We start from the raw sequence: 12,888 nt of genomic DNA, 5'->3' as shown, positions 1-12,888 counted from the left end.
TATTATTATAATCAAGAAAGACCACACCAAAGTTTAAATGGTGTGCCTCCTAATATTTTTAACCAAAATTGTCAACGAATTAGTTAACCTTTACAATTTCGAAGGAGGTTACGACTGAGAAATCTTAAGGTTATGAGTAACTCCTATTTATGAGATTTCTCCTTCCAGTCGAAATGACCGTTCTGGGTTAATGAGATTAGGTCACTTCACTACGTTCCGTTCGTAATGATTCTATGTAATGCTGGGTGTAATAATAAAGAAGGATCAACTTACTTTAAAGTTAATTCTCTATGTTCAATTCCCCATTTAACCATAACATCTAAAGCAGTATGTAATCGCATTCCAGATTCTGTTAATTCATATTCAACTGTAACAGGAGTGGTATCGTAAATGGTACGTTTTATAATTCCGTTAGCTTCTAAATCTTTTAATTCTTTAGACAACATTCTTGGGGAAATTTTTCCAATGTTTCGTTGTAATTCTTTAAAACGCATTTTTCCGTATAACAAACTACCAATAATAGATAGTTTCCACTTTCCGCTTATAACATTTAAAGTATCTCTTAATGCTAATACATATTGAACAGAGCATCTTTTTAGCTCCTCCATTTGAACAACTGTTTCCATGTTTTTTGAGTTGGTATACTTTTGTATACTGGTATACTAAAGTATAGTAGTTACTTTTGTATAGCAAATATACATACTTTTGTGATATAAAAAACAAGTAAACATAAAAGAATGAAACACTTAGTAATTGTAACACACCCAAATATTGAAAAATCAAAAGTAAATAAGTCTTGGATACATGAACTAGAACAACATGATGATAATATAACCATTCATCAATTGTATAAAGAGTATCCAGATTTTAATATTGACGTAGCAAAAGAACAGGAGTTGTTAATAAACCATGATACCATAACTATTCAATTTCCGTTGCATTGGTTTAATACCCCTTTCTTATTAAAAAAATGGATGGATGAGGTGCTAGCATACGGTTGGGCTTTTGGCCCAGGAGGAGATAAGTTAAAAGGAAAGAAATTCCGTTTATCAGTATCAACAGGAGGTACCGAACAAACCTATAATAGTTTTGTATCTTTAGAAGACTTATTAAAATCGGTAACTGTTTCGTTTGAGTTTTGCGGATCAGAAGTATTACCATCACATGTGTTTTACGGAGCAAATGACAATCCGAAGCTTGAAGACATTGAAGTAAACTCAAAACAATACGCAGATTTAATCTTACAATAATTAAAACCATAAACAATGAAAAATTTTAAAAACCCTTTAGTGTTAGCATTAATCGTATTAGCAACACTATCGTTTACTACCATTAGAAAAGAAGTAAAAAAAGTGAATACCAAAGAGAGTAAAGTGGTATGGAAGGGCTACAAAGTAACAGGTTCTCATGAAGGAGCGGTTAGTTTACAATCAGGAGTATTAAACTTTGAAAAAGAGAAGTTAGTAGGAGGGGAGTTTACAATAGATATGACTTCTATAGTGGTGACAGATTTATCGGGAGAGTACCAAAAGAAATTAGAAGATCATTTAAAATCAGACGATTTTTTTGGTGTGAATAATCACCCAACAGCAAAATTAGTTTTTACCAAGGTAAAAGCTAAAGGAAAGAATTCGTACGAAGTAACAGCTGACCTAACAATTAAGAATAAAACAAATCCTGTTACTTTTCAAATTTCTGTATATGGAGGAAAGGCAACAGCATCGTTAAAAGTAGATAGAGCAAAGCATGATGTGAAATACGGTTCTACAAGCTTTTTTGATGGTTTAAAAGATAAAGCAATATACGACGAGTTTGATTTGGTAGTTGATTTGGTTTTTTAAAACCCAACTAAGATTGTATGCATGCCTCAAACATTGGTTTGGGGTATGTTTTAAAAATAGAGTTAAATAAGAATCCCTTATGAAACGAACGACGTTTTTACAGTTATTAGGGTTAGCATCAGTAAATTTGAGTATGGGAACATTAAGTGGATTAAAAAAGTTATCAGATAGTTTACCTGTTTCTCAAACAATGCCAGTGTTGTTTTTAGGACATGGTAGTCCTATGAATGCGATTGAGGAAAACGAGTTTACGAGAGGTTTTCAAAATATTTCAAAAACACTTCCAAAGCCAAAGGCAATCATTTGTATTTCGGCGCATTGGTTTACCAAAGGAACAAAAGTAACAGCAATGGAAATGCCCAAAACAATTCATGATTTTGGTGGTTTTCCTCAAGAGTTATTTGAACAGCAATATCCAGCAATCGGAAGCCCAGAGCTAGCAAAAGAAACCAAACAATTGTTACATCCTAATTTTGTAGAATTAGATGAGCATTGGGGGTTAGATCATGGTGCTTGGACCGTATTAAAGCATTTATTTCCGAAGGCTGATATACCTGTAATTCAATTAAGTATTGATTATACCAAAGACGCTAATTATCATTTTGAATTAGCCAAACAGCTAACATCGTTAAGACAGAAAGGCATATTAATTATAGGAAGCGGAAATATTGTTCATAACCTAAGGCTAGTTGATTGGAAGAATTTTGAAAAGGATAACTACGGATTTGATTGGGCTATTGAAGCTAGAGAAACGATTAATGAATATTTGTTAGAAGGAAATTATAAACCACTGATTAATTACACTAAACAGTCGAAAGCTTTTCAGTTTGCAATACCAACACCAGATCATTATTTACCGTTGATTTATAGTTTAGGATTGCAACAAAAAAATGAAGAAATTCAGCTTTTTAATGATAAACTATTAGCGGGTTCTTTAAGTATGACCTCGCTAAAAATAGGGTAATAAAAAAAGTCTGTATAGATGGGGTTTACACAGACTTTTTATAAAAATAAAGAGGGGTTTACGATTTTTGTTTTATGGCATTTATAGTTGTTTTAACTACAAACCAGCAGAAACATACAATACCTAAAGAAAATACTATATCACCAATCATTCGCATCCATTTTAGGGTTTGTACTGTAGGGTTGTATAGTAGTTCAGGATCTCTGGCAAAAGAATACCCTTTGGTTATTGAGGTGTATGCTTGAATTATACCAACTGGTAATAAGCTTAATACGACCATTAATACCAATCCAATATTTAAGAACCAAAATGCATTTTTTACTAATTTTTCGTTCCAAGGAATATTTGAATATAGGCGTAGACAGATTAAAATAAAGCCCATACCTAACATTCCATATACTCCAAACAAGGCTGTGTGCGCATGTACTGCAGTAGTATTTAACCCTTGAATGTAGTATAGTGCAATAGGAGGGTTGATTAAGAACCCGAATACACCAGCACCTACCATGTTCCAAAAGGCAACAGCAATAAAGAAAAAGATAGGCCATTTATAACGTTGAATCCAAGCATTCTTTTTCAACAAATTCCAGTTTTCTCTAATTTCAAATCCCATTAAGGTAAGAGGTACTACTTCTAAAGCACTAAACGTAGCTCCTAAAGCAATAGCTTGTACTGGTGTTCCTGAATAATACAAGTGGTGTAGGGTACCAATAATACCTCCTGCTAAAAATATAGTAGCAGAGGCAATTGCTGTTTTTCCTGCCGTTTTGGTTGAAATAACTTTCATTCGAGAAAAGATATAAGCAATAACTACCGTAGCAAATACCTCAAAGAAACCTTCTACCCATAAGTGTACGAGCCACCACCTCCAATAATTAATTACTGGTAATGAGCTGTTTTCTCCATACATTAATCCTGAGAAAAAGAACATACCAATAGCAATTACAGCTATTAATAGGATAGAAAGCAAATGTTTAGAATCGTCTTTTTTACGGATACCATACAGCACGTGTCTACCAACCATAACTACCCATAATATTAAACCAATACCTAAGAATATTTGCCAGAATCTACCTAAATCCATGTATTCGTATCCCTGGTGACCAAAGAAGAAATTAGTGGTTAAGTCTAAAAATTGATGTACACCTAACCATTCTCCTAGCATAGACCCTAATACAATTATTAATAAGGCTACAAATAAGAAGTTGATGCCGAAAACTTGGTGCTTCATTTCTTTACCACTGATTATTGGTGCTAAGAATAACCCTGTAGCTAACCAAGTAGCAGCAATCCAAAATACAGCAAGTTGTGTATGCCATGTTCTAGAAATTGAATACGGAAGATATTCAGATAAATTAAATCCGAAGAAAGCTTGTCCTTCTACCGTGTAATGTACAGTAACAATTCCCAGAACAACTTGTAATACAATAAGTAGGGAAATAACTAAAAAGTACTTCAATACTGCTTTTTGAGACCTAAATAGCTTTAAGTCGAGTAAAGGATCTTTGTTTGGGTTTGTTACTGCTTCTCCTTTTTCATGGTTTCGGATGTAATAATAAGTTAACACTCCAATAAATAGTAGTAATAAAATTATAGAGAACCCTGACCAAAGTTGTGAATCGGGAGTAATAGTATTATTAATTAACGGCTCATGAGGCCAGTTAGAGGTATAGGTGTAATCCTTTCCAGGTCTTTCTGTACTTGCTGCCCAAGAGGTCCAGAATAAGAAAGCATTTAGTTTTCGTAGTTTTTCAATATCGGTTAAGGCGCCTTCTGGAATGGCATATTTTTCATGACCTTTCGAAAAGATGTTTGTGTAATGTGTTGAGTTTACTACAATAGCTTCTTTTCGTTCTTTTGAAATAGTTATTGATTGGTCTTTTTCATTAAAGGTATTGGTTCTAATATCTTTTATCAGTCGAGCTTTTAAAGCTGCTTTATTTTCTTCATCTAAAGTGTTATACTCAATATTAAAATCTCTTTTTGACCAATAGTTTAGTAAATAAACAGCTTCTTTATGAATCCAATCGGCTGTCCAGTCTGGAGCTACATAACTTCCGTGTCCCCAAATAGAACCCACTTCCATTCCTCCAATAGATTCCCATATATTTTGTCCATCTTGAATATCTTTTTTAGTATATATAGTTTCGTTACTTCCGTTAACTTTTACTGTTTCAGGTATAGGGGGTTGGGTTTGGTAAACTTCTGTACCTACCCATATTAATGCAATAAATGATAGTACCACTACTGCAATAAATCCAGTCCAAATTTTTCTCATTATTAGTTATTTAATTGATTTTCTAATTTGATTGCTTTTTTAAATAGAATGTTGTTTTCTAAATGAATGTGTTTGTGTAAATCTTCTTCAAACTCCTGAAGCATGGCTAAAGCAACTTCATAAGTGTTGCAGGCATCAGTAGGAGGAGTGTAGTTATTAGTAAGTTTTGAAATGATTCTAAATCTATCTCCTTCATTATCATGCTCAGTATGCATCATGTTAATAGGGTTTTCTACCGTGCCAAAAGGAGGGAGTGAAAGTGGAGTGTTCGTATTACAAGCCGTGACTAATTTTTTAATAAAAGGAAATAAAATAAGTTCCTCTTTTTTCATGTGGGTTGTTAGTTCACCTGCACTTTTTTTAAAAAGCTGTAAAACTTCATGTAGCTCAGTGTGATTGTTACCATGTACCTTAGCTATTTTAGTTAAGTATTCTAAAACTTCAGGTATTTGTTTTTCAACATAGGTATGATGATTTTGGTAGATGTAATCACACAAAAAATCTAACGACCAGTTTTGATAATCGTTATTTGATTTTGAACCCTTATCAATACGAATTAGTTTATTGATTAACGTATCTGGAATAATATTTTTTTTCATTGAAACTTCTTGAATAGTTCTATTACCATTGCAACAAAAATCAATTCCATATAGTTTAAAAATTGTAGCTGTTTTATAGTTGTTTGCAACTATGTCAGCTACTATTGAGTTGTTATTTATTTCCATTTTGTTTTAGTTTATGTTTTTATAGATAATAAAAAGACCTTTTTATCTTTTATTATTGTAAATTTTTTTATTCTCGTTTTAGCCAGAAAGTATTTTCCTTATCATTTGTGTATAATATATCATGAAGGGTATTCCTTTCTAACATTTTTCTTAAGTTGTCTCTAATTTCTATAAATTTAAAGTGAAGAGGGCAGGGAGAGCTATCGTCACATTGTTTTAAACCCAATCCGCAGCCTGTATAAATACTATCGCCATCTAATACACGAACGATATCACTTAAACGAATTTTTTTAAGGTTGGCTTTGTTAATTACAAAACCGCCATAAGGTCCTTTAATAGAATCTATGATATTATTCTTCGTTAAAATTTGTAATATTTTTCCTGTAAAAGCTTCTGGAGAATCAATAGCAGCAGCAATGGCTTTTACACCAACTTTGTTGTCTAAGCTAGATTGCTCTGCAACAAAAATAGTTGCTCTTAAACCGTATTCACAAGATTTTGAAAACATATAAATATAATATGTTACAAAGATATTGGTTTTCTTTATAAAAGACATTAAAGTCTTTTATTTTTTTATAAAAAAAGCATCATTAAAAATTGATGCTTTTGAATGATGTTTAGTTTTTTCGGTGCCAGTAGGCTGTTCTACCAAAGGCAGCAAAACCGATGTAACCTCTAATTTTTAACTTGTCATTATTTTCTAGTTTAATATAGCACTTGTATTCTTTTCCGTTTTTAGGATCTAAAATTTTCCCACCGCTCCATTCGTCACCATCTTTTTTTAGTCCTGTTAAAATATTCATTCCTAAAATAGGGGTGTTTTTACGCTTTCCGCTACATTTATCACAAACAGCTTCTTGACGTTTTTCGTTTGTAATCTCAACAATTTTAGCGTATGCTTTTCCGTCTTTTTTATATACTTCAATTACAGAATCAACTTTGTTAGTTTCTTCATCGCGGTTTTCCCATTTTCCGAAAATAGTTTGTGCGCTCATTGAAAAGCTAATGGTAGTAAGTACTAAAGTAAAAAGTATTTTTTTCATTATGTATAAGTTTTAATAATATATCGTTTTCAAAAAGTATTCCAATTAATCGTATTGTGCATCAAAATTGCTATCCCATTTTCCTTGTACACGTAACACTTGTTCAATAATATCACGAGCACAACCGTTACCGCCAGTTTTATCAGAAATGTATTTTGAAATTTGTTGTATTTCACGAGCGGCATCGTTAGGGCAAGAAGGCATTCCAACGAGTTTCATTACAGGATAATCAGGAATGTCATCTCCCATGTACATCACATTTTCAGGATTCAATTTGTGCTTTTCAACCAATTCATTAAACTGTTGAATTTTGTTATGAGCACCTAAATAAATATCAGTAATACCTAAGCCTTCTAAGCGTGTACGTACACCTTCATTTTTTCCTCCTGAGATGATACAAACTCTGTAGCCTGCTTTTACAGCAGCTTTTAAAGCGTACCCATCTTTAATATTCATTTGACGTAAGAGTTGCCCATCAGGAAAAACGGTTACAATTCCGTTAGTCAACACACCATCTACATCAAAAATAAAAGTATCTATTTGAGGTAAGTATTCTTTATAACTCTTTTCCATTTTTTTGGATTGATTTTGTAATAAGTTTATAAATTTCTTGTTGTTCAGCATTTAATAATGCTAAATGATTTTGAATAGTTTTTTGGTCATTTCTTTTGGCAGGACCTGTTTGTGCTGCCTCAGGACTCAACTTGGTTATTTTTTGAGCTGTTTCTTTAACCAACGGTTGTAATACTTCAAAAGGAACTTGGTATTCATTACAAATATCAGCACCAATCTTATACATGTGGTTGGTAAAGTTATTTACAAAAACGGCTGCGACGTGTAATCGTTTACGTTGTTCAGAATTGATACGGTATATCTTTTTTCCGATTGATTTTGCTAGATCTTCTAATAACCGTAAGTCTTCTTCATTTTCAGCTTCTAAACAAAACGGAATTTCATCAAAATTAACTTCTTTGTCTTTTGAAAAACTTTGCAATAAGTAAAAAATACCTTTGCGACCAGTGTTTTGTAACGATTGCATAGCCACACTTCCAGAAGTGTGCACTACTAAACCGTTTTTTTGTTCAATTTTATGAGAAACATCACCAATAGCATCATCAGAAACAGCAATGATATATACATCAGCTTTTGTTAAAAGCTCTATGCTATTTGTAATAGAAGTAACTCCTTTTAAATGTTGAACTTGTTCAATATTTCGAGCATAAACCTGTACTAACGATACTTCGTTTGTTTTACTAAAAGCATTGGCTAAATGTGTAGCTACATTACCGCCTCCTATAATGGCAACCTTAATCATAGCACGAAGATATTGAAATTAATTAAAAATATTTTCGCATATTTGTACCATTATGATTGTATAAGTCACCTCACATAGCAGTGTTGCTTGAGCAACAAATAGTTATGTCTTAATTTTTTTAAGACAATTTTATGTATATATATAAACTTTATAATGACTGATTACAATCAAACATCAAAACAAACCATATTCTCACTTTTTAAAGACGCTGTTTTAGGAAGACAGCAAGATTTTACGACAGGAAGCATTCGTAAGGCAATTTTTTTATTAGCAATTCCGATGATTTTAGAAATGCTGATGGAATCTATTTTTGCTTTGGTAGATATTATTTATGTATCGAGAGTAAGTGTAAATGCTGTAGCTACTGTAGGACTAACAGAGTCGGTACTAACTTTAGTATATGCAGTTGCTATAGGGTTAAGTATGGCGGCAACCGCTTTAGTTGCTCGTAGAACGGGAGAAAAAGACTCAGAAGGAGCAAACCAAACAGCAGTACAAGTTATCTTTCTAGGAGTATTTATTTCAATACTTATTAGTGTTGTAGGAATTTTATATCCGAAAGAAATACTGGCACTCATGGGAGGGGAGCCAGACTTAATAGCTGAAGGTTTTGGTTATACCCAAGTATTGTTAGGAGGAAACATTACTGTAATGTTACTGTTTTTAATCAATGCTATTTTTAGAGGAGCAGGAAATGCATCTATAGCAATGTGGACGTTGATTTTATCAAACGGATTAAATATTATCCTTGATCCTATTTTTATCTTCGGATTAGGACCTATACCTGCATACGGAGTAGAAGGAGCAGCTATAGCAACAACAATAGGTAGAGGAACAGCAGTTGTGGCACAATTACTAGTATTGTTCTTTGGGGCAGGTAAAGTAAAATTAGTTGTTAAAGATCTAGTGATAAGAGCTTCAGTAATGATAAACTTAATTAGAGTGTCATTAGGTGGAATAGGGCAGTTTATTATTGGAACTTCAAGCTGGGTGTTTTTAATGCGAATTATGTCTGAATTTGGAAGCGAAGTACTTGCTGGATATACAATTGCTATTCGAATAATGATGTTTACTTTAATGCCTGCTTGGGGAATGAGTAATGCAGCAGCAACATTGGTAGGTCAAAACTTAGGAGCACAACAACCGGAAAGGGCAGAGAAATCTGTTTGGATTACCAGTAAATACTGTGCTATTTTTATGGGAATAGTATCATTGATTTATATAGTTTTTGCCCCAACTTTTTTAGGATGGTTTTCTGAAAATTCTGAAGTTGTTGAAAATGGAGCATTGTGTTTACAAATTATGGCGGCAGGATATATAGCGTATGCATACGGAATGGTTGTAATTCAATCATTCAATGGTTCAGGTGATACGAAAACACCGACCTATATCAATTTTGTGTGTTTTTGGTTATTCCAATTACCGTTTGCATACCTTATGGCAATTACGTTAGGTTTTGGCCCTATTGGGGTCTTTTTAGCAATAACCTTAGCAGAAATTTTAATTGCCATTGTTGGTATTTGGATGTTTAAAAAAGGAAAATGGAAATCTGTTAAGGTATAAGGTAGTTTTTGTAACTTAGCTATTAAAGTTCTGTAAAGAAATCTAAAGTCTAAGATTTTAAAATCTCTTATTACTATGAATACCAAGCAAAAATTAGGCATTAATACTATTTGTACGCATGTTGGTGAAATAAAAGACGAACAATTTAAAGGAGCTATTTCACCAATATACATGTCAACTTCTTACCAATTTGAAAATGTAGATGTAAAAAGGTATCCACGTTATTTTAATACACCTAATCAAGAAGCGTTGTGTAAAAAAATAGCTGCTTTAGAAAAAACAGAATCAGGCTTACTATTTGGTTCGGGTATGGCAGCTATTAGCACTTCTTTATTAGCTTTTTTACAAAAAGGAGACCATGTAGTACTGCAAGAAACGTTGTACGGAGGAACCTATAATTTTGTAGTAGAAGAATTTGAAAAATTTGGAATAGAATATTCGTTTACCAACAGTTTAGCTATTGAAGATTTTGAAAAAGAAATTCAACTAAACACACGTGTAATTTTTATTGAAACTCCATCCAATCCTTTATTAAAAGTAGTAGATATACAGGCTGTTGCTAATTTAGCAAAGCAACATGGTGTTGTAACAATGATTGATAATACTTTTGCCTCTCCAATTAATCAAACTCCAGTTGATTTTGGAGTTGATATTATGATACATTCTGCGACTAAATATATGGGAGGCCATTCAGATATTTTGGCAGGAGCCGTAGCTGCTTCAGAAGAACATATAAAGAAAATATGGAATTTAGCTAAGAACTTAGGAGGGAGTTTAAGTGATTTTACGGTGTGGATGCTAGAGCGCAGTTTAAAAACAATGAATTTACGTGTAAAACGCCAAAGCAAGAATGCCTTAAAAATAGCAAAAATTTTAGAAAAAAATGAGCATATAGCTAAGGTATATTACCCAGGGTTAAAGTCGCATACAAATTATGAGTTAGCCAAATCTCAAATGAAGTATTTTGGAGGAATGTTGTCTTTTGAATTACAAGAAGAAATTGATGCTATGATATTTCAACGTAATTTAGCATTGATAAAACCGTCTATGAGTTTAGCAGGAGTTGAAAGTACTATGCTAAGTCCTGCAGAAACCTCGCATGCGTTACTTTCACCAGAAGAAAGAGCAAAGCAAGGAATAAGAGACGGACTTATTCGTTTTTCGGTAGGAATAGAAGAAACAAAAGATTTAATTGAAGATATAGAACAAGCATTACAAAAAACAATACAATAAATGAAACTAGATATATTAGCTTTTGGAGCGCATCCAGATGATGTTGAATTAGGGTGTGCCGCTACAATAGCCAAAGAAATTTCGTTAGGAAATAAAGTAGGTATAGTCGATTTAACCCGAGGAGAATTAGGAACACGAGGTTCTGCTGAGTTAAGAGATAATGAAGCAAGAATAGCTGGTGAAATCTTAGGAATATCAGTACGTGAAAATTTAGGCTTTGCAGATGGCTTTTTTAAGAATGATAGAGAGCATCAATTAGAAATTATTAAAATGATACGTAAGTATCAACCAGAAATAGTATTGTGTAATGCTATTGACGATCGTCATATTGATCACCCAAAAGGAAGTAAGTTAGTGTCTGATGCATGCTTTTTAAGCGGTTTACTTAAAATAGAAACAGCGTTAGATGGAGTTAAACAAGAAAAGTGGCGACCAAAGCAAGTATATCATTATATACAATGGAAAAATATAGAGCCTGATTTTGTAGTAGATGTTACAGGTTTTATGGATAAAAAGATAGGTTCGGTCATGGCGTACTCATCGCAGTTTTTTAATCCTAAGAGTAACGAACCAGAAACACCAATAACTAGTGTAAACTTTACTGATAGTATTGAGTATAGAGCAAGAGATTTAGGAAGATTAATTGGAGTTGATTTTGCAGAAGGCTTTACATCAGAACGTTATGTGGCAGTAGAAAATTTAAGTAAATTAATTTAATAAAAAATTTTGCCAAAATATGAAAAGCTTGTATATTTGCACCCGCAAGTTACATGGTGATTGTAGCTCAGCTGGTTAGAGCGCCGGATTGTGGTTCCGGAGGTCGCCGGTTCGAACCCGGTCTTTCACCCAAAAAGCAAAAGCCTTTCTAAGTAGAAAGGCTTTTTTTGTGGAGTAAACTTATTTAGATAAGCAATAAAAAAGCTTCTCAGTTATTTCTGAGAAGCTTTTCTGTTTTTTAGCCATTGCTCATATTTGTCTTTATGTTTAAAACGCTTATGTGTCCATAAATAAAACTCAGGTTGTTTCCTAATATTTCGTTCGGTAATTTCTAAATATTTGTCTGTTATTTGATAGTTTTCAAAGTCTTTTGGAGAATCTGTTATCAGTTCAAACTCAACTTCAAAATAACCTCTCTTAATTTTTCTTGCAGCATAATTAACTACTGCAAAATCATATTTTTTTGAAAGTATTTCAGCTCCTGTATGTATGGGAACTTTTACTCCTAAAAATTCAGACCAATAGTGAGTTTTGTGCACTTGAGGAGACTGGTCACTAAGTAGTATGTAGAGTCCTTGTGTGTTGTTTTTGTAATTTTTGTGAATTCCCTTTATGGTTTCAGAAGTTTTAAAACCAGTAACACCAAACTTGGATCTTGATGTTTTTACTACTTTTTCAAAATATTTATTAGCCAGTTTAGTATATGCTCCAAAAACAGGTATATCTAAAACTAAAGGAGTGTTTATAGACCATTCCCAGTTAGCTTGATGCGCTCCTACTAAAGCAATACTTTTGCCTTCTTTTGCAAGTTTGTTAACAAGTTCAGGGTTTTTGTATTTATAGCGTTTAAGTATTTCTTTTTCACTAATTGTAAAAGATTTGATACTCTCAAAAATTAAATCGACAAAGTGTTTATAAAACTTTCTTGCAATGTTTTTTATTTCCTTATCACTTTTATCTGGAAAAGCCATTTTTAGGTTTTTAACAACAACTTTTTTACGGTAGCCTACAAGGTCGAAAACAATAAAGCGAAAAAAATCAGAAATTATATATAATAATCTCATTGGTAAAATTGATAATATCCATATAAGTGGATACACAATAATAAATATGAGTAGTTTCATTAAGTTTTAATTTTAGGCAAATATCGTATTAATTAATGAATGATTTACTTTATTAACTTTTGTTTATGTTTGTGGATATATATAA

Annotated in this window: 14 protein-coding genes and 1 tRNA gene; 7 read left to right on the top strand and 8 right to left on the bottom strand. The window is 32.6% G+C overall.

Going from position 1 to position 12,888, the window contains the following annotated elements:
* Positions 1–269 precede the first annotated feature (269 nt).
* Positions 270–626 carry a winged helix-turn-helix transcriptional regulator gene (locus C7448_RS08730; protein ID WP_115900971.1) on the bottom strand — a complete coding sequence of 119 codons (357 nt, stop codon included), beginning with the start codon at positions 624–626 and terminating at the stop codon, positions 270–272.
* A gap of 111 nt (positions 627–737) precedes the next feature.
* Here C7448_RS08730 and C7448_RS08725 point away from each other — a divergent pair, with 111 nt between their 5' ends.
* From C7448_RS08725 to ygiD, 3 genes are all read left to right on the top strand, one after another.
* The gene (locus C7448_RS08725) at positions 738–1,250 is read left to right on the top strand and encodes an NAD(P)H-dependent oxidoreductase (RefSeq protein ID WP_115900970.1); all 513 of its coding nucleotides are present in this window, start codon (positions 738–740) and stop codon (positions 1,248–1,250) included.
* Between the two features lie 15 nt (positions 1,251–1,265).
* Positions 1,266–1,841 carry a YceI family protein gene (locus tag C7448_RS08720; protein ID WP_115900969.1) on the top strand — a complete coding sequence of 192 codons (576 nt, stop codon included), beginning with the start codon at positions 1,266–1,268 and terminating at the stop codon, positions 1,839–1,841.
* A 133-nt stretch (positions 1,842–1,974) separates the two neighbouring features.
* Entirely contained in the window at positions 1,975–2,805 is an 831-nt protein-coding gene (ygiD, locus tag C7448_RS08715) for a 4,5-DOPA-extradiol-dioxygenase (protein ID WP_115900997.1), read from the top strand.
* A gap of 58 nt (positions 2,806–2,863) precedes the next feature.
* Here ygiD and C7448_RS08710 read toward each other — a convergent pair whose 3' ends face one another.
* The 6 genes from C7448_RS08710 to C7448_RS08685 form a co-directional block, all read right to left on the bottom strand.
* Positions 2,864–5,083 carry a nitric-oxide reductase large subunit gene (locus C7448_RS08710; RefSeq protein WP_115900968.1) on the bottom strand — a complete coding sequence of 740 codons (2,220 nt, stop codon included), beginning with the start codon at positions 5,081–5,083 and terminating at the stop codon, positions 2,864–2,866.
* Positions 5,084–5,085: 2 nt separating this feature from the next.
* A complete protein-coding gene (ric, locus tag C7448_RS08705; protein WP_115900967.1) occupies positions 5,086–5,808 on the bottom strand; it encodes an iron-sulfur cluster repair di-iron protein in 723 nt (240 codons plus the stop codon).
* A gap of 67 nt (positions 5,809–5,875) precedes the next feature.
* Positions 5,876–6,316: an RrF2 family transcriptional regulator gene (locus C7448_RS08700; RefSeq protein ID WP_115900966.1), complete on the bottom strand. Its 441-nt coding sequence runs from the start codon at positions 6,314–6,316 to the stop codon at positions 5,876–5,878.
* Between the two features lie 109 nt (positions 6,317–6,425).
* On the bottom strand, positions 6,426–6,851 hold the full coding sequence (locus C7448_RS08695) for a DUF2147 domain-containing protein (protein ID WP_170137022.1): 426 nt from the start codon (positions 6,849–6,851) through the stop codon (positions 6,426–6,428).
* Between the two features lie 45 nt (positions 6,852–6,896).
* Positions 6,897–7,424: a KdsC family phosphatase gene (locus C7448_RS08690; protein ID WP_115900965.1), complete on the bottom strand. Its 528-nt coding sequence runs from the start codon at positions 7,422–7,424 to the stop codon at positions 6,897–6,899.
* On the bottom strand, positions 7,408–8,166 hold the full coding sequence (locus C7448_RS08685) for a Rossmann-like and DUF2520 domain-containing protein (protein WP_115900964.1): 759 nt from the start codon (positions 8,164–8,166) through the stop codon (positions 7,408–7,410). The genes C7448_RS08690 and C7448_RS08685 overlap by 17 nt, the downstream gene beginning before the upstream one ends.
* A 153-nt stretch (positions 8,167–8,319) precedes the next feature.
* On the opposite strand from C7448_RS08685, the gene C7448_RS08680 reads away from it, so the two are divergent.
* The 4 genes from C7448_RS08680 (at position 8,320) to C7448_RS08665 (ending at position 11,810) form a co-directional block, all read left to right on the top strand.
* On the top strand, positions 8,320–9,729 hold the full coding sequence (locus C7448_RS08680) for an MATE family efflux transporter (RefSeq protein ID WP_115900963.1): 1,410 nt from the start codon (positions 8,320–8,322) through the stop codon (positions 9,727–9,729).
* A gap of 75 nt (positions 9,730–9,804) precedes the next feature.
* A complete protein-coding gene (locus C7448_RS08675) occupies positions 9,805–10,962 on the top strand; it encodes a trans-sulfuration enzyme family protein (protein ID WP_115900962.1) in 1,158 nt (385 codons plus the stop codon).
* A complete protein-coding gene (bshB1, locus tag C7448_RS08670) occupies positions 10,963–11,679 on the top strand; it encodes a bacillithiol biosynthesis deacetylase BshB1 (protein WP_115900961.1) in 717 nt (238 codons plus the stop codon).
* A gap of 55 nt (positions 11,680–11,734) precedes the next feature.
* Positions 11,735–11,810, top strand: a tRNA-His gene (locus tag C7448_RS08665).
* A gap of 81 nt (positions 11,811–11,891) precedes the next feature.
* On the opposite strand, the gene C7448_RS08660 is transcribed toward C7448_RS08665, so the two are convergent.
* Complete coding sequence (locus C7448_RS08660; protein WP_115900960.1) at positions 11,892–12,803, bottom strand: lysophospholipid acyltransferase family protein; 912 nt, start codon at positions 12,801–12,803, stop codon at positions 11,892–11,894.
* Positions 12,804–12,888: the final 85 nt, after the last annotated feature.

This window comes from Tenacibaculum gallaicum, assembly GCF_003387615.1.
In the GTDB taxonomy this organism is placed as follows: Bacteria; Bacteroidota; Bacteroidia; order Flavobacteriales; family Flavobacteriaceae; genus Polaribacter; species Polaribacter gallaicus.
The sequence above is the reverse complement of the archived record's forward strand: the minus strand, read 5'-3'. Positions and strand labels throughout refer to the sequence as shown.